The sequence below is a fragment of the Amycolatopsis mediterranei genome, from assembly GCF_026017845.1.
Lineage (GTDB): Bacteria > Actinomycetota > Actinomycetes > Mycobacteriales > Pseudonocardiaceae > Amycolatopsis > Amycolatopsis mediterranei.
On the sequence record NZ_CP100416.1, the window covers coordinates 7018247 to 7034761 of the forward strand.

The following is a 16515-nucleotide window of genomic DNA, read 5'->3' on the forward strand; positions in this document are numbered from 1 at the left end:
AACACCCCTAGCTGGAGGCAACGGTGCCTACACCGACCCCCGACGCGGCGCCCCGCCGCCGCGACAAGACCCACTACCTGTATCTGGCCGTGATCGTCGCGGTCCTGTTCGGGATCCTGGTGGGCTTTCTCTTCCCCGGTTTCGCCAAGGGCCTGAAGCCACTGGGCGACGGGTTCGTCAACCTGATCAAGATGATGATCTCGCCGATCATCTTCTGCACGATCGTGATCGGTGTCGGCTCGGTCGCCAAGGCGGCCAAGGTCGGCAAGGTCGGCATCATGGCGCTGGTCTACTTCATCGTGATGTCGACCTTCGCGCTCGCCATCGGCCTGGTCGTCGGCAACATCCTGCACCCGGGCGAGGGGCTGCACCTCAACCCCGCCGACGTGAAGAGCGTGCAGAAGTCCGCCACCGGCACCGACGGCCCGGTCGACTTCCTGCTCCACATCATCCCGAAGACGTTCGTGTCCGCCTTCACCGAAGGCCAGGTGCTGCAGACCCTGCTCGTCGCGCTGCTCGTCGGCTTCGCGCTGCAGAAGCTGGGCCCGAAGGGCGCACCGATCCTGCGCGGCGTCGAGCACATCCAGCGGCTGGTGTTCCGGGTCCTGGCGATGATCATGTGGGCCGCGCCGATCGGCGCGTTCGGCGCGATCGCCGCGGTGGTCGGCGCGACCGGCTGGGCGGCGCTGAAGAGCCTCGCGGTCATCATGATCGGCTTCTACGTGACCTGCCTGGTGTTCGTGTTCGTCGTCCTCGGCCTGGTGCTGTGGCTCGGCGCGCGGGTGAACATCTGGCACCTGCTCCGCTACCTCGGCCGCGAGTTCCTGCTGATCCTCTCGACGTCGTCGTCGGAATCGGCGCTGCCGCGGCTGATCGCGAAGATGGAGCACCTCGGCGTCGGCAAGTCGGTCGTCGGCATCACCGTGCCCACCGGGTACTCGTTCAACCTGGACGGCACGGCGATCTACCTGACCATGGCGACGCTGTTCATCGCCGCGGCGCAGGACGAACCGTTGTCGCTCGGCTCGCAGATCGGGTTGCTCGTCTTCATGATCATCGCGTCGAAGGGCGCGGCCGGCGTCAGCGGTTCCGGCATCGCGACCCTGGCCAGCGGCCTGCAGTCGCACCGGCCGGAACTGGTGAACGGCGTCGGCTTCATCCTCGGCATCGACCGGTTCATGTCCGAGGCCCGCGCGCTGACCAACTTCGCGGGCAACGCCGTCGCGACCGTCCTCATCGGAAACTGGACGAAGGAGTTCGACCGCGAACAGGCGGAACGCGTGTTCGCCGGGAACGCCCCCTTCGACGAGGCCACGTTGATCGACGAGGAGCGGCAACCCGAACCCGAAGAAGTGGCGGCGAAAGCCTGACCCCCTGAACGTTCGTGCTCACTGCCCCCGCTGAGCACGAACCACCGCGGGCCGCGGTGCGAGACCCCCGACCTCGCACCGCGGCCCGTTCCACGTCTTCAGCCGGTGGCTTGGCCGTCGTAGACGAGGCGGGCGGCGGCGATGTCTTCGCGGTGCTGCTCCGCCCAGCCGAGCAGGCCGCTCAGCGACTGGTACAGCTCCTTCGCCATCGGCGTGGCTTCGTACTCCACGCGCGGCGGGACGGTCGGGTAGATCGTGCGGACCAGCAGGCCGTCACTCTCGAGGTTGCGCAGGGTCAGGGTCAGCATCCGGCGGCTGATGCCGGCGACCGAGCGTTCCAGCTCGGTGAAGCGCACCGGACCCCGGATGGCCTCCAGGAGGATGCCGATCGCCCACTTGCCGCTGATCCGGTTGATCACCTCCAGCACCGTGCAGACGTCGAGTTTCTCCGGGTCGATCTCGGTGACCTGGACAGGTACACCGATGTTCCCCTGGGACATGGAAGTGCCTCCTTACGCGGGCACCCATGGTCACACATGATGGGCACTGTTACAAGAAGTGCCCTGGCGACGACCAGGGGGAACTCTCGACTGGAGGGGCCTACCATGGCCGAGAACCACCCCACCCGCTCCCGCGGTCTCGCGTTGGCGGTGCTGTGCGCCGCCTCGCTGATGGTCGTGCTCGACAGCAGCATCGTCGCGGTGGCGCTGCCCGCGATCCAGGCCGACCTCGGCTTCACCTCCGCCGGGCTCTCCTGGGTCTTCACCGCCTACCTGGTCGCCTTCGGCGGCCTGCTGCTGCTCTCCGGACGGCTCGGCGACCTGCTCGGCCGCCGCCGCGTGTTCCTCGGCGGCCTGGGCCTGTTCACCGTCGCGTCCCTGATCGCCGGTCTGGCCACGGACGCGGGCGTCCTGGTCGCGGCCCGGTTCGCCCAGGGCGTCGGCGGCGCGCTCGCGTCGGCCGTGGTGCTCGGGATGATCGTCATGATGTACCCCGAGCCCCGGGCTCGCGCGAAGGCGATCGGCGTGTACAGCTTCACGCAGGCGGCGGGCGCGTCGATCGGGCTCATCGCGGGCGGTGCGCTGACGCAGGCGCTGAGCTGGCACTGGACGTTCTCCGTCAACCTGCCGATCGGCGTGGCGGCGCTGCTGCTGGCCGTGCGGGTGGTCGAGGCCGACCGCGGCACCGGCCTGCGGGACGGACTGGACGTGCTCGGCGCGGTTCTGGTCACCGCCGCGGTGATGCTCGGCGTGTACGGCATTTCGGCGTCGTCCTGGGGCGCGCTCGTCGCGGCCGTCGGCCTGCTGGCGGCTTTCGCGGTGTGGCAGGCGAAGGCGCGGACGCCGTTGCTGCCGCTGCGGCTGTTCAAGATCCGCGCGGTGGCCGGCGCGAACGTGGTGATGGTGCTGATGGTCGCCGGGATGCTCGGCTTCCAGTTCGTCACGGCGTTGTACCTGCAGCAGGTGCTCGGCCTCGACGCGCTGGAGACCGGCGTCGCGTTTCTCCCGGTGCCGCTGGTGATCGCGGTGGCCTCGCTGGGTTTCGCGGACAAGCTCGCGGCGCGGTTCGGCCCGCGGGCGGTGCTGCTGACCGGCTTGGGCTTGGTGATCGCGGGCCTGCTGCTCCTCACCCGCGTCGGGGTGGACGGTGCCTACTTCGTGGACGTCCTGCCGCCGCTGCTGCTGATGGGCCTCGGCGCCGGCGCGGCCATCCCGGCGCTGATGGGCCTGGCGATGGCGGACGTCCCGGCCGCGGACACGGGGGTGGCGTCGGGCCTGATCAACACGACCCAGCAGGCCGGGGCGGCGGTCGGGACGGCGGTACTGGCCGCGGTGGCCGCCTCCCGCACGAAGAGCCTGAGCGCACTGGACCACCGCGAGGCACTGGCGGCCGGATTCCGGCTGGCGTACGGGGTCAGCGCGGGCTTCCTGATCGCGGCAGTGGCGCTGGGCGGCGTGGTCCTGGCCCGCCGACCCCCGGCCGTGTCGACCCTTCAATCACGCGAGTTGACCTTCTGATCACGCGTGTCGGCGTTCTGATCACGCGTGTCGGCGTTCTGATCACGCGAGGTAGGCCGAAAGCCCACGGTGGCCCCGCCGCATCATCAGCGCGTGGTTCGCGCGGAAGAGCGGCCGGGCCACCGTGTCGAAGCGCCGCAGCAACTCCTTACGGGCCTGGACGTCCTGGGTGATCTCCAGCAGCGTGCCCGCGCCCGCCGCGCGGACCGCTCCCGCCAGGGTCCCGTCGAGGTCGCCACTGAGCCTGACCCGCATCAGGCCCGTGCGCTCGTCCTGGTGGTCCCGGTGCATCCGGACGACGATCCGGAACGGCAGCCGGGACCGGCAAACAAGTTCGGCGGTGTCGTCGTCCACGCGGCGCACCGCGCGGACGTCCGACCACCACTTCGGGTAGCCGGCGAGGTCGGTGACCACGTCGAACACCCGCTCGGGCACGGTGCCCGGCAGCAGCCACGAGCTGCGGAACCGGTAGCGCGCACCCGTCATGCTCGTCAAACCTGGGCCGAGACCAGCTTCCGGCCGTCCACCGTGACGATGTCGACCGACTTCACGTCGTCGGGGGCGACCAGCGCCGACCCGTCCAGCCGGAAGCCCTGGTTCTCCCACTTCTCCGAGACCTGCCAGCTGCCGGCCGTCACCGCGTTGCCTTCCTTGGTGACCACCTGGAGCAGGCACTTCTCCCCGGCGCGGACGCCCTTCACGTTGACGTCGACCTTGACCCAGCCCTGGAACGGGCTGACGGCCGCGGCCAGCTGCACACCGGTCGTCGGATCTCGCCCTTCGACGTTCTTCGTCCCGGGCGGGGCGTCCGGTGCCGGAGCCGGCGCCGCGAGGCCCGGATCGGCCGTCTGACGGCCCACCAGCACGCCGCCGCCGAGGGCGGCCACCACCAGCACCGCCGCCGCGACCAGCGCCAGGCCCCGGCGTCCGCCCGAACGGGCCGGAGCGACGCGTTCTTCCTCGTCGCGCACCCGGCGCAGGGTCTTCTGCAGCAGCAGATCCCCGCCCTCGGGCGGCCCGTCGAGGAACGCCTCGGGCGGTACCTCGTCGAGCGAGTCGCGCAGGGCCACGAGCTCGTTCAGGTCGAACCGGCACTGCGCGCAGGTCTGCAGGTGCCGCCGCTCGAAGTCGGCCGCCTCCCCGGGATCGAGCGCGCCGAGGGCGTACGCGCCGAGCTGCGTGTGACTCTCGTCCACCGAGTTCATCGCGCCACCTCCGTTCCGCTCGAAATCATCGCTGCTCTGAGTGCTCGTAGTGCGTAGTAAGACCTTGATTTCACGGTACCCGGTGCGACGCCCAGTGTTCTCGCCGCTTCGGCCACCGTCCGTCCCCGGTAGTAGATCTCCACCAGGACCTCTCGATGCTCGTTGGACAGCCCGTCCATCGCCCCGAGCACGGTCATCGAGTCGACCACCCCTTGGGCGTGGTCTCGCTCGACGGCCGGGGTCGGCACGCCTTCGGCCGGTTCGGCCACCTCTTGTGGCCGGGCCGCCCGGGCCCGTGCCCGGTCGGTGACCAGGTTGCGCGCGACGGTCAGCAACCAGCCGCGCACCGAGCCTTTCCCGTCGTTCTGCAGGTCGTCAGCGTGTTTCCACGCCCGGACCAGCGTCTCCTGGACCACGTCCTCGGCTGCCGCCCGATCTCCGGTCAGCCTCGTCGCGTAGGCCAGCAGGCTTCGCCCGTGTTCGGCGTACAGCTGCCGAATGAGGTCTTCGCCTTTGGCCTTCTTAGGCCGCCTGCCTCCTATGGCCACCCTCGTCCTCCCGACGGTGTTCTGAGTCGTCGAGGACAGTAGTGCAACCCTTAGCTCCACCGGCGGTGCGTGCGCCGAGCGCAGCGCGACCATGGTGTTCATCGGCTGCCCGTCCTTCCTCGTTCTGCCCGGAAACCGTCTGTCAGGACCCGGCGCCGCCGGCCTTGCCACCCGCGGTGATCTTGCTGCCGTCCGGCGCGACGGCGAACCACGTGCCGTTCGCGCCCTGGCCGTTCATGTCGCCCGCGGCCTTGTCGCCCGCGTACTCGTACAGCGGCCAGCCGTTGAGCGTGATCTGCTTGGTGCCGTCCTTGCGGGTCGCGGTGCCCACCTGGGTGTCCTGGATGCCCTTGAGCATCGGCGTGGCCACCCCGGCCAGCATCGGCAGCCAGGACTTCGTGCAGTCGCCGTCGCAGTTGGACGTCGGCGGCGAGGAGACGTCCTTGTCGAACCGGTAGAGCGTCTTGCCGTCGGCGTCGGTGACCACCATGCCGACGCCGTTGACCGTGCCCACCTGGAGCATCTTGTGTCCCGGCTCGCCGTGTTGCGGCCCTTGGGCGCCGTCGGCCATGTCGCCACAGGCGGACAACGATGCGACGGCGACGAGCGCCACCGCGCTGGCGACCACCGGCCCGATACGGTTCATGACGTTCTCTCCTCGGTGAGGGCGGCTCCGCCATCCGGCGGACCTCGACACCTCAGAACACGGCCGCGGTCGAGAAACGGTTCAGCCCGGTTTTCGCCCCATTCGGTGCCGGTTCGCCGCCGGATTGGTCAGTCCCGGTGATCGGCACGATCTTGTCGCCGTGCGGGCGGAGTTCCTAAGCTGATCACGTCCGCACCGCCGCCCCCGCCCGACCCGGGAGGCCGCCGTGCCCGTCAAACCCCTCGTCCTGGTGGTACTGCTCGCCGCGGGCTGCTCCGGCTCCGCGCCGGCGCCTCCGTTCACGGCGACCCTGACCACACCCACGGACATCGTGCTGAGCTGGCCGGACGACGGTGCCGGCCACCGGGTCGAATACGCGAACGCCCCGGCCGGGCCGTGGACGACGCTGCGGTTCCTCCCGGCGCACGCGACGAGCTACCACCACCCGGACCTGATCCCGGAGACGCCGTTCTACTACCGGGAACAGCCGTTCACCGGTCCGGTCTCGACGGAGGTGCACACCATGGTTTCCGGCGACACGGTGACGTTCACCTGGGCCGACCGCTCGCCGGACGAAGCCGGGTTCCTCCTGGAGATCCGGCGCCCGGGCGCGCCGGACTACGACCCGGTCGAGGTGACCGACCCGAACGTGACGACCTGTGTGCTCTCACTCCTGCCCGGCGAGGAGAAGTCGGCCTACCGGCTCCGGGCGCTGCACTACGGCCCGCTCTCCCCGGTGGTCCACCAGACCACCGGCAAGGAGACGCCGTGAATGACTCATTCATGTCGTCAGACGACATGAATGAGTCATTCACGGCACCGGGGTGGGCCGCTCGCTACTCGGCGGGGGTGAGCACCGTCCGCAGGAACTCGCCCGTGTAGCTGCCCTCGACCTCGGCGACGTGCTCCGGCGTGCCCTCGGCGACGATCTGGCCGCCGCCGGAGCCGCCCTCGGGGCCCATGTCGATGATCCAGTCGGAGGTCTTGATCACGTCGAGGTTGTGCTCGATCACGATCACCGAGTTGCCCTTGTCGACCAGCCCGTTGATCACGCCGATCAGCTTGTTGATGTCCTCGAAGTGCAGGCCGGTCGTCGGCTCGTCGAGGATGTACACCGTCTTGCCGGTCGAGCGCTTCTGCAGCTCGCTGGCCAGCTTGACGCGCTGCGCCTCACCACCGGACAGCGTCGGCGCCGGCTGGCCGAGCCGGACGTAGCCGAGGCCGACGTCCACCAGCGTCTGCAGGTGGCGGTGGATGGCCTTGATCGGCTCGAAGAACTCCGCGGCCTCTTCGATGGGCATGTCGAGCACGTCCGAGACGGTCTTGCCCTTGTAGTGCACCTCGAGGGTCTCCCGGTTGTACCGGGCGCCCTTGCAGACCTCGCACGGGACGTAGACGTCCGGCAGGAAGTTCATCTCGATCTTGATCGTGCCGTCGCCGGCGCACGCCTCGCAGCGGCCGCCCTTGACGTTGAACGAGAACCGGCCCTGCTGGTAGCCGCGGACCTTGGCCTCGGTCGTGGCCGCGAACAGCTTGCGGACGTGGTCCCAGACACCGGTGTAGGTGGCCGGGTTGGAGCGCGGGGTCCGCCCGATCGGCGACTGGTCGACGCGCACCAGCTTGTCGACGTTGTTCAGGCCGTTCACGCGGGTGTGGCGGCCCGGCACCTGACGGGCGCCGTTGAGCTTGTTCGCCAGCACCGTCGCGAGGATGTCGTTGACCAGCGTCGACTTGCCCGAGCCGGAGACGCCGGTGACCGAGACCAGGCAGCCGAGCGGGAACGACACGTCGAGGCCGCGCAGGTTGTGCTCGCGCGCGCCGACGACGGTCAGCTGCCGCTTCTTGTCGATCGGCCGCCGGATCGCCGGCACCTCGATCTTCCGCCGGCCGGACAGGTACTGCCCGGTCAGCGAGTCCTTGCTCTTGAGCAGCTTCTTGTACGGTCCACTGTGGACGATGTGGCCGCCGTGCTCGCCGGCGCCCGGGCCGATGTCGACCACCCAGTCGCTGGAGCGGATGGTGTCCTCGTCGTGCTCGACGACGATCAGCGTGTTGCCGAGGTTCCGCAGCCGGGTCAGCGTCTCGATCAGGCGGTGGTTGTCGCGCTGGTGCAGGCCGATCGACGGCTCGTCCAGCACGTACAGCACGCCCACCAGGCCCGAACCGATCTGCGTCGCCAGCCGGATGCGCTGGGCTTCACCACCCGAGAGAGTGGCCGACGCGCGGTCGAGCGAGAGGTACGTCAAGCCGACGTCCAGGAGGAAGCGCAGGCGGGCCTGGATCTCCTTGAGCACCGCACCGGCGATCATCGCCTCGCGCTGCCCCAGCTCCAGCTCGTCGAGGAACTGCGACGCCTCCGCGATGGACAGCGCGCAGACCTCGGCGATGGACATGTCACCGCGGGTCTTGTGCGCCAGCGTCACCGCGAGGATCTCCGGCTTGAGCCGGGTGCCCTGGCAGGCCGGGCACGGCACCTCGCGCATGTAGCCCTCGTACCGCTCGCGCATGTACTCGGACTCGGTCTGCTCCTGGCGCCGCTCGAGGAACGGGATGACGCCCTCGAAGGCCGCGTAGTACGAGCGCTGGCGGCCGTAGCGGTTCTTGTAGCGGACGTGGACCTGCTCGTCGACGCCGTGCAGCACCGCCTTCTGGGCGCGCGCCGGCAGCCGCCGCCACGGCGTATCCATGCGGAAGCCGATGGTCTCCGACAGCGACTCGAGCAGGCGGATGAAGTAGTCGGCGCTCTGGCCGCCCGACCACGGCGCGATCGCGCCCTCGGCCAGCGACAGCTCGTCGTCCGGGACCACCAGCTCCGGGTCGACCTCCTTGCGGATGCCGATGCCGGTGCACTCGGGGCAGGCGCCGTAGGGCGAGTTGAAGGAGAACGAGCGGGGCTCGAGGTCCTCGATGGCCAGCGGGTGGCCGTTGGGACAGGCCAGGTTCTCGGAGAAGCCGCGGATCCGGTGCGGGTCGTTCTCCGGCAGGTCGACGAACTCGAGCTCGATCAGCCCGTCGGCCAGCCGCAGCGCCGTCTCGACCGAGTCGGTGAGCCGCTGGCGCGAAGACGACTTCACGCTCAGCCGGTCGATGACCACGCCGATCTGGTGCTTTTCCTGCTTCTTCAGCTTCGGCGGATCGGTGAGCGGGTGCATCGTGCCGTCGACGACCACGCGCGCGTAGCCCTGCTGCTGCAGGTTCTCGAACAGGTCGACGTACTCGCCCTTGCGCCCGCGCACCACCGGCGCGAGCACCTGGAAGCGGACGCCTTCGTCCATCTCCAGCACCTGGTCGACGATCTGCTGCGGGGTCTGCTTGCTGATCGGCTCGCCGCACGTGGGGCAGTGCGCCTTGCCGGCGCGGGCGTAGAGCAGGCGCAGGTAGTCGTAGACCTCGGTGATCGTGCCCACGGTCGAACGCGGGTTGCGCGAGGTCGACTTCTGGTCGATCGACACCGCGGGCGAGAGGCCCTCGATGAAGTCGACGTCCGGCTTGTCCATCTGCCCGAGGAACTGGCGGGCGTAGGCCGAGAGCGACTCGACGTAGCGCCGCTGCCCTTCGGCGAAGATGGTGTCGAAGGCGAGGCTCGACTTCCCCGACCCGGACAGGCCGGTGAACACGATCAGGCTGTCGCGGGGCAGGTCGAGATCCACGCCGCGAAGGTTGTGCTCGCGGGCACCGCGAACAACGAGGCGATCAGCCACGCCAGGGTCCTCTCAGGTCATTCTCAAGTCATTCCGCTGCGGTCGCCGGCCCGGTCTGTGCTCGTTCGAGCTGCTCTCGAGCTGCTGTCTCGAGCCGGCTGCACGGGCGGCCGCATCCATGCTACGAGCCACCACCGACAGAAACTGATTCCGCGCCTCTGACCTGCGGTTCTTCGGGCTTCCGGCGGGTGGTGAGCCACCGGTGGGCCGGGCGTTCGACCCCCGCGGTGACCGCCCAGCCGGCCAGCACGGCGGCGCCGAGGATCACGGGGAGCCGCAGCCAGCCGGGGAGGCCGGCGTCGAGCAGAGCACGGGCCAGGATGTAACCCAGTTCCTGGTGCACCAGATAAAGACCATACGAGATGCCCGCGAGCCACGTGACGGCCGGGGCGATCCGCGCCAGTCCGGGGAACCGCCAGTCGGGGCCGCGGGCGGCCAGGCAGACCAGCAGGAGCAGGGCGGCGAACCCGATCGTGGACGGCCAGCGCTGCGCGTCCTGCGGCAGCGCGACGTGGAACGGGAACACCTGCAGGTCCTGCGCCGCGACGGCGGCGGCCACGAAGAGCGCGGCGTGCCAGGTCTCCAGCCGTCGTCGCGCCCACAGCCAGATCGCGACGCCGACGGCGAAGACGTGCAAGCGGTGCAGCCCCAGGCCGTAGAAGAACGTCTCGACGACCGGGCTCGCCGTCCCCGGCGGGAAGACGGCGAACCGGAGGGTGAGCGGGACGAGGATCAGCGCCCACAGCAGCCCGACGGTCAGCCGGTGGGTGCGCCACGACCGCGGCCACAGCAGGGCCGCGCCGGTGAAGGCCATCAGCTGCACCGGCAGCGTCCAGTAGGAGCCGTCGAGGTAGTAGAAGGCGTCCCAGCGGATGCCCCACTCCTGCACCATGCCGAGGTTGGCGACCAGGTCCGGCCCGGTCGGGATGTACCACGGCGACGGGTTCGCCGGCGGCCCCTGCGGCACGCCGAACAGGAACCCGGTGACGCCCGGCGGGTAGGGCAGGCCGCTGAAGGAGATGGCGGCCCACCGCGTCACGACGTACGTCACCAGGACGGCGACCAGGTACGCGGGCACCAGGCGCGCGACGCGGTTCCACAGCCACCGGCCCGGATTGCCCTTGCGGAGGCTGGCGCAAACGAAGAAGGCGGAGATCACCAGCAGGATCGCGGCGCCGAACTGCGCCGTCACCCGCACGGGGTACCCCGTGAGTTCCGGGTGGAGAAGGGCGCCCTGGTGGGTGACGTGCCCGAGGACGACCGCGAGGACGGCGACGACCCGGAGGAGGTCCCAGCTGATCCGGCGCGGCGTCGGGGAGGTGGGCACGGTCGTCCTGAGGTCGGGGCTGGCGGGGTTCGCCGTGAGCCTACGTGGCGGGGTGGCCGCGCGCTTGTGCGGGTGGAACCGCTTGGAACGAAACGACTACCGTGTGCAGGGTGAACATCGTGGACACCTACACCGGGCACGTCGACCCGGGCGGCGACGCCGCCCGGCGCACCCTGGACGCGCTCACCATCACCAAGCTGTCCGTCGGCCCGATGGACAACAACGCGTACCTGCTGGTGTGCCGGGAGTCGAACGAGGCGCTGCTGATCGACGCGGCGAGCGACCCCGAGCGCATCTCCGACCTGATCGGCCACGGCCCGGACCGCCCCGCGCTGCGCACGGTCGTCACCACCCACCAGCACCAGGACCACTGGCAGGCGCTGGGCGCGGTGGCGGGAGCGAACGGAGCCAACACGGCGGCCCACCCGCTGGACGCACCGCCGTTGCCGATCCCGCCGGACTTCCTGGTCGAGCAGGGGGACACGCTGACGGTGGGGCAGGTCACCCTGTCGGTGATCCACCTGCGCGGGCACACCCCGGGGTCGATCGCGCTGCTGTACCGGGATCCGAGTGGTCATCCGCACCTGTTCACCGGGGACTCGCTGTTCCCGTGCGGGGTGGGGAAGACGTCGTCGCCGGAGAACTTCGCGTCGCTGCTCGACGACGTCGAGACGCGGATCTTCGGGGAGCTGCCCGATGAGACGTGGTTCTACCCGGGCCACGGCGACGATTCGACGCTGGGCGCGGAGCGGCCGAAGCTGACGGAGTGGCGCGAACGCGGCTGGTGAGCCGAAGTCACGACCGGGAGGGTCGGTGGGGCTCGGCCAGCACGCCAAGCGGGTGCTCCAGCAGCAGGCTTCGGCACTGCTCACGAAGCACATCCCGCAGCTGGACGCCGACCGGCGCCGGATCCTCACCGCCCTGCTCGTCGAGACCGCGGGACACTGGCGGCTCTTCGTGCGAGCCGATCCACCGGACGCCCGCGCGGACGCCTTCCTCATCGGCCCCGAGGGCCTCTTCGCCGTCACCATCGCCGCCCGCCCACCGCAACCGCCCGGCCTCCACGCGCTCGTCCGGCACGCCGAAGAAAGCTGTGCCGGCATCCGGGACGGCCGCGGCCGGGAACTCACCGGCAGTGCCGTCCACTTCGTGCTGATCACCCCCGGTCCCCGGAACGCCGTCCGCGATGCGGGACCGTTCCGCGTCCTCGCGGAGACCGAGCTGGCGAAGCTGTTCAAGCGCACCGCACCACACCTCGACCGGCGGCAGGTCGAAGCCATCGGCGAGCAGGCCCGGCGAATCCTCGGGGGCTACGTCCCGCTGCGCGTCCAGGCGCCCGGACCCAGCGAGCCGGCAGCCGGGTTCCTCGACCCCGGCAGTCTCGTCGAAGCCGAGGTCGCCGCCGCCCAGCTGCGGCCGTTCGACTCGTGGCTGACCTTCCTGCACCCGCACCAGCGGGCGATCGTCACGCGCGACTACCGCGGGCCGGCCCGGATCAGCGGTCCCGCCGGGACCGGCAAGACCGTCGTCGCGCTGCACCGGCTGCGGCACGTCGCCCGGCGGACCGCCGGGCCCGTGCTGTTCACCACGTTCGTGCGCACTCTCCCGCCCGTCCACGAAGCCGCTTTCCGCCGCCTGGCCCCGGAATTCGGCGACCGGGCCGAGTTCGTCCACCTCCACGCCTGGGTGCGCCGGTTCCTGACGGCGCGGGAGCGGCCCGTCGACGTCGACGCGCGCGGAGTGCGGACCGCGTTCGGCCGCGCCTGGTCCCGGCACCGCGCCGTGCTGGAGCCGATCGAACGGCACGACGAGTACTGGCGGACCGAGATCGACCGGGTCATCAAGGGCCGCGGGTTCACCACGCTCGAGCAGTACCGCCGCCCGGCCGTGCGGCGAGGGCGCGAGCTCCGGCTCGGCCCCGAGCAGAAGGCCGCGGTGTGGCAGTTCTACGAGACGTACCAGGAAATGCTCGCCGAGCGCGGGCTGCACGACTACAACGACGTGATCGACATCGCCCTGGCCGAGCTGCGGCGGCAGCCGCTGGAAACCCGCTACGCCGCCGTGGTCGTCGACGAGGTGCAGGACATCACCTTGAACGGGCTCCGGCTGATCAAGGAGCTGGCCGGCACCGGCCCGAACCAGCTCCTCCTGGTCGGCGACGGCCAGCAGCAGGTCTACCCGGGCGGCTGGCGGCTCTCCGACGCCGGCATCCCGGTCCTGGGGCGGGGCGAGGTGCTGCGGGTCAACTACCGCAACCGCACGGAAGTGCTGGCCTTCGCCCAGCGGTTCGACGCGCGCAACGAAGTCGACGACCTCGACGGTGCGTCCGGGGTCGCGTTGAAGAACGCGGAAGCGGGCAACACGGGTGGGACGGCGGTGTCCTGGCGCGGCACCGAAGCGGACCTCGCGGCGGAACTGACCCGGCGGATCGCCGGGCTGACGGCCCCGCTCGGGCAGACGGCCCTGATTCTCTTCCAGCGTCAGGATCTCGTGCGGTGCCGGCGGATCCTCCGCGAGGCCGGCATCCCCGTCCTGTCCCTCGACGACTACTCCGGGGCGCCCGACGACCACCTGAAGGTCGGCACCGTGCACCGGGCCAAGGGCCTCGACTTCCAGGCGGTCCTGGTCGTCGAGTTCCCGGCCAGGCCGGGCGAGAGCGGAGCGGCCGCGGAGGAGGCGTCGGAGCTGCGGGACCGGCAACGCCTCGTCGCGGCGACGCGAGCGCGCGACTTCCTCTGGTGGGGCGTCGTCGAAGAGAACGGGGACACGTTCGGCGCAGCCGGGTAACGCTTGAGCCGTCAAAGTCCGGCTTGGGGCAACTCACCGGACGAACCGGGCGTCTCCCCGGAAACCCAGCGCTGGGACTTCCATCGGTTTTCTCCGCCAGGAGGCCCATCATGTCCAGAACGAAGTGGCGCGCGCTCGCCGCCGTCACCCTGCTGCTCACCGGGAGCGGGATCCTCGCCGCGGCTTCGCCCGCCCAAGGCGCGGCGCCCGTCATCCCCACCCTGACCAACATCCGGACCGGGCTCAACACCGGGTTCGACCGGGTCGTGCTCGATCTGGGCAGCGGTCCCGCGCCCACCGTCTCCTACCAGCTCGTCGACGAGCTGACCGCCGACCCGAGCGGGGAAATCGTGTGGCTCACCGGGGAGTACTTCATCAACGTCACCGCCACCCCCGCGGCCGCGCACGATCTCGACGGGAACCTCACCTACACCGGGCCGCAGAAGTTCCGGACGCGGAACCTGCACAACGTCATGGCCGTCGCCCTCACCGGAGACTTCGAGGCGCACGTGTCCATCGGGCTCGGCGTGCGGTCGCGGACCGCGGTGAACGTCTTCACGCTCACCGCACCCAACCGCGTCGTCATCGACGTCGCCCACTGAGCGACCGGGCGCGGGTGGCCCGCGGTCACCCGCGCTCGTACGGGGTCTTCTCCCCCGCCTCGACCGCGAACGGCAGGTGGTTGCCCGCCGGCGGCAGCGGGCACGTCGCGAAGTCCGTGAACGCGCAGGGCAGGTTCACCGCGCGGTTGAAGTCCAGCTCGACCGACCCGTCCGCGGCCGGTGCCCCGACCGGCAGCGAGCGGTTGGCCGCGTAGGTCGTCACGCCGCTCGTCCCGTCGGTGAACAGGATGCTGAGGCCGCCGTCCTTGCCGTTGAACGCCGTCAGCGTGTGCGACACGCCGTCGTGCGAGAAGTGGACCACGCCCGGTGCCGTGTAGACGTGGCTCAGGCCCTCCACCACGGCGCCGACCGTCGTCGGCCGCGGCGAGCCGAACGGCTCGAACCGGCCGGGCAGCACCCAGGACGGCGACGGCTCGTACGCCGGCACGCCGCGGAACTCGCGCAGCACCTCGGCCTTGGGGTCGTGGACGCGGATCAGGTACCCCGAACGGCGGGCCACCTCGATCTCGACGTCACCGGCCAGCACCCGGGTGCCCGCGCCGCTGTTGACCAGCTCGAACCGCCGGACGCCGGTGATCGGTTCTCCTTCGTGGGCCAGCGAAGCGCCCGCCGGGTCGACGTACGCCGCATCGGCATCCTGCCACCAGCGGCCGGGGATGCCGGGGTACTCCCGGGGGGAGTCGGTCAGCCAGTCCAGCGAAACCAGCGCCAGCCAGCCGTGCGGCTCGGCCAGGTCGGTCTCGCGCTGAGCCTTCCAGTCCTGCCACTGCTGGGTGAACGTGCTCATCGCGGGCCCCTTTCCGTCGGCTACGACCATGCCAACCCGGAACCCGCGCCGCTATTCCACGTCCCAGCATCCGGACGCCCACCTCAGTCGAAGGACCACTGCAGCCCGTAGCTCAGGCCCTGGTGCAGGTCGTGGAACTCGAGGCCGACCTCGCCGACCCGGTTGACGGTCAGCGCGTCGCCCGAGTCGATGCCGTCGTCGACGACCCGGCCCGGTACGCCGTTGAGGCGCCACACCCGCGACGGCAGTGCCGCCCGGTCGAACCGGACCCGCACCGAGAACTGCTCGCAGCGGCGCAACGGCGTCATCGCGTAGTACGGCCGCAGTTCCGTGCGCCGCGGCGTGAACCGGATGCCGTACTCGTGGCGCTGGCCGAGCCGCAGCGGGCTCGGCAGCCGCATGATGAACTGCGCGTGGCTCGCCGACACCTGGCGCGCTTCGACGATTTCCCCGCCGAACAGCGCGTCCGCGGTGATGTCCGGCACCGGGTCGCTGCCCGGCTCGGCCGGCACGCTGAACGGCAGCACCAGCTCGTCGAGCTCGTCGACCTCCGCGACGATCCGGCGCTCCTCCGCCAGTTCCGGCGGGTCGCGGTCGAGCCGGAGCATCGCCTTCATCGACTCGACGTACCAGCCGGCCAGCGGGTGCAGGTCACTGCGGGGCGCGGGCGCGCCGAGCAGTTCGTCGAGCCGGCGGAACGCCAGGTCGATGCGGCGGCGGGCGGTGCGCGGGTCGCGGTCGAGGACGCTGGCCAGCCACGAGATCCGCCGGTCGAGGAACTCCCCCGCGGCCTCCTCGTGCAGGCCGAGCGCCGTCAGCGCGGCCAGCTTCAGGTCCGGTGGCAGCCGCCCGCACAGCTCGGTCAGCCGCAGCACGAGCTTCTGGCGCGCGGCGGCGGGCTGGTCGGTTTCGGTGATCGCGCACGCCGCCCGCAGGCAGGGGCCGATCCGCTGGTGCAGGTCGGCCGCGTCGAGCCCGCGGCCGCGGCGCAGTTCGTTCAGCTCGCGCACGAACGGGGAGGTGTGCTCTTCCGTCGTCCCACCCCCTCGTCCGACCGCGGAAGATTTGGCCACGTTACCAGTTTCCGTTCCACGAAAGCAGGACAAATTCCGGACATCGGAATTCCGGGAATACCCGGCCGGCCGACCCCCCACGAGCCGGCCGGCCGGGTCTCACCGCGGGTCAGTTCAGCCCGAAGATCAGGGCCCAGATCGAGTGACTCTCCATCAGACACACCTCCTCATCGCTGTACCCAGGCCGAGGCGGAAAGCGGCGCGGAGCCGTGGAACGTCGGCGCGGCGGGCTCCGCTGCGTTTCCGGCGGCCACCGCGAAACCCGCGAGGGCGCCGACCACGAACGCGGCGAAGACCGATTTCACCAGGGTCAAAATCTTGCAGTAGACGTTCACGACACGGGCTCCCCGACCTCGCTCGAAATGAAATCCGGCCGGTTGGCATCGCATTCTTTCCGGCCGGACTCCAGCATCGCCGGGCGGTGGCGTCC

General features: G+C 70.6%; 16 protein-coding genes. 6 read left to right on the forward strand and 10 right to left on the reverse strand.

The features are described 5' to 3' along the window. Positions 1–23 precede the first annotated feature (23 nt). Positions 24–1370 carry a C4-dicarboxylate transporter DctA gene (locus tag ISP_RS31145; protein WP_013227866.1) on the forward strand — a complete coding sequence of 449 codons (1347 nt, stop codon included), beginning with the start codon at positions 24–26 and terminating at the stop codon, positions 1368–1370. Between the two features lie 98 nt (positions 1371–1468). Here ISP_RS31145 and ISP_RS31150 read toward each other — a convergent pair whose 3' ends face one another. Continuing rightward, positions 1469–1870, reverse strand: a complete 402-nt coding sequence (locus ISP_RS31150; protein ID WP_013227867.1) for a winged helix-turn-helix transcriptional regulator — start codon at positions 1868–1870, stop codon at positions 1469–1471. A gap of 105 nt (positions 1871–1975) precedes the next feature. Between ISP_RS31150 and ISP_RS31155 the strand changes: the two genes are divergently transcribed. Then, positions 1976–3388 carry a DHA2 family efflux MFS transporter permease subunit gene (locus ISP_RS31155; RefSeq protein WP_013227868.1) on the forward strand — a complete coding sequence of 471 codons (1413 nt, stop codon included), beginning with the start codon at positions 1976–1978 and terminating at the stop codon, positions 3386–3388. 42 nt (positions 3389–3430) lie between these two features. Here the strand turns inward: ISP_RS31155 and ISP_RS31160 are convergent, their stop codons facing one another. From ISP_RS31160 to ISP_RS31175, 4 genes are all read right to left on the reverse strand, one after another. Further along, the gene (locus ISP_RS31160; RefSeq protein WP_013227869.1) at positions 3431–3874 is read right to left on the reverse strand and encodes an SRPBCC family protein; all 444 of its coding nucleotides are present in this window, start codon (positions 3872–3874) and stop codon (positions 3431–3433) included. Positions 3875–3879: 5 nt separating this feature from the next. Continuing rightward, a complete protein-coding gene (locus tag ISP_RS31165; protein WP_013227870.1) occupies positions 3880–4593 on the reverse strand; it encodes an anti-sigma factor family protein in 714 nt (237 codons plus the stop codon). Continuing rightward, a complete protein-coding gene (locus tag ISP_RS31170; protein ID WP_026469270.1) occupies positions 4590–5141 on the reverse strand; it encodes a sigma-70 family RNA polymerase sigma factor in 552 nt (183 codons plus the stop codon). Before ISP_RS31170 ends, ISP_RS31165 begins: the two co-directional genes overlap by 4 nt. Positions 5142–5283: 142 nt before the next feature. Further along, on the reverse strand, positions 5284–5787 hold the full coding sequence (locus ISP_RS31175; protein ID WP_013227872.1) for a lipoprotein: 504 nt from the start codon (positions 5785–5787) through the stop codon (positions 5284–5286). Between the two features lie 226 nt (positions 5788–6013). Here ISP_RS31175 and ISP_RS31180 point away from each other — a divergent pair, with 226 nt between their 5' ends. After that, positions 6014–6559 carry a fibronectin type III domain-containing protein gene (locus ISP_RS31180; protein WP_013227873.1) on the forward strand — a complete coding sequence of 182 codons (546 nt, stop codon included), beginning with the start codon at positions 6014–6016 and terminating at the stop codon, positions 6557–6559. A 64-nt stretch (positions 6560–6623) separates the two neighbouring features. Here the strand turns inward: ISP_RS31180 and uvrA are convergent, their stop codons facing one another. Together uvrA and ISP_RS31190 are read right to left on the reverse strand one after the other, a co-directional pair. Beyond that, entirely contained in the window at positions 6624–9488 is a 2865-nt protein-coding gene (gene uvrA, locus ISP_RS31185; RefSeq protein WP_014467399.1) for an excinuclease ABC subunit UvrA, read from the reverse strand. 121 nt (positions 9489–9609) lie between these two features. Then, complete coding sequence (locus ISP_RS31190; protein ID WP_013227875.1) at positions 9610–10815, reverse strand: acyltransferase family protein; 1206 nt, start codon at positions 10813–10815, stop codon at positions 9610–9612. 110 nt (positions 10816–10925) lie between these two features. On the opposite strand from ISP_RS31190, the gene ISP_RS31195 reads away from it, so the two are divergent. The 3 genes from ISP_RS31195 to ISP_RS31205 all read left to right on the forward strand — a co-directional run bounded on the left by ISP_RS31195 (position 10926) and on the right by ISP_RS31205 (position 14204). Then, positions 10926–11603: an MBL fold metallo-hydrolase gene (locus ISP_RS31195; RefSeq protein ID WP_013227876.1), complete on the forward strand. Its 678-nt coding sequence runs from the start codon at positions 10926–10928 to the stop codon at positions 11601–11603. A 25-nt stretch (positions 11604–11628) separates the two neighbouring features. After that, on the forward strand, positions 11629–13602 hold the full coding sequence (locus ISP_RS31200) for a UvrD-helicase domain-containing protein (protein ID WP_013227877.1): 1974 nt from the start codon (positions 11629–11631) through the stop codon (positions 13600–13602). 110 nt (positions 13603–13712) lie between these two features. Beyond that, the gene (locus ISP_RS31205) at positions 13713–14204 is read left to right on the forward strand and encodes an AMIN-like domain-containing (lipo)protein (RefSeq protein ID WP_013227878.1); all 492 of its coding nucleotides are present in this window, start codon (positions 13713–13715) and stop codon (positions 14202–14204) included. Between the two features lie 25 nt (positions 14205–14229). Here ISP_RS31205 and ISP_RS31210 read toward each other — a convergent pair whose 3' ends face one another. From ISP_RS31210 to ISP_RS31220, 3 genes are all read right to left on the reverse strand, one after another. Continuing rightward, positions 14230–15012 carry a DUF1684 domain-containing protein gene (locus ISP_RS31210; protein WP_013227879.1) on the reverse strand — a complete coding sequence of 261 codons (783 nt, stop codon included), beginning with the start codon at positions 15010–15012 and terminating at the stop codon, positions 14230–14232. An 83-nt stretch (positions 15013–15095) separates the two neighbouring features. Continuing rightward, complete coding sequence (locus ISP_RS31215; RefSeq protein WP_230468445.1) at positions 15096–16085, reverse strand: hypothetical protein; 990 nt, start codon at positions 16083–16085, stop codon at positions 15096–15098. Positions 16086–16252: 167 nt separating this feature from the next. Next, complete coding sequence (locus ISP_RS31220) at positions 16253–16420, reverse strand: hypothetical protein (RefSeq protein WP_014467400.1); 168 nt, start codon at positions 16418–16420, stop codon at positions 16253–16255. Positions 16421–16515: the final 95 nt, after the last annotated feature.

Excerpts from the sequence above, each read along its gene's own strand:
- ISP_RS31175 (WP_013227872.1), bottom strand. The coding sequence starts at position 5,787 with ATGAACCGTATCGGGCCGGTGGTCGCCAGCGCGGTGGCGCTCGTCGCC.
- ISP_RS31210 (WP_013227879.1), bottom strand. The coding sequence starts at position 15,012 with ATGAGCACGTTCACCCAGCAGTGGCAGGACTGGAAGGCTCAGCGCGAG.
- ISP_RS31155 (WP_013227868.1), top strand. The coding sequence starts at position 1,976 with ATGGCCGAGAACCACCCCACCCGCTCCCGCGGTCTCGCGTTGGCGGTG.
- ISP_RS31205 (WP_013227878.1), top strand. The coding sequence starts at position 13,713 with ATGTCCAGAACGAAGTGGCGCGCGCTCGCCGCCGTCACCCTGCTGCTC.
- ISP_RS31165 (WP_013227870.1), bottom strand. The coding sequence starts at position 4,593 with ATGAACTCGGTGGACGAGAGTCACACGCAGCTCGGCGCGTACGCCCTC.
- ISP_RS31160 (WP_013227869.1), bottom strand. The coding sequence starts at position 3,874 with ATGACGGGTGCGCGCTACCGGTTCCGCAGCTCGTGGCTGCTGCCGGGC.
- ISP_RS31150 (WP_013227867.1), bottom strand. The coding sequence starts at position 1,870 with ATGTCCCAGGGGAACATCGGTGTACCTGTCCAGGTCACCGAGATCGAC.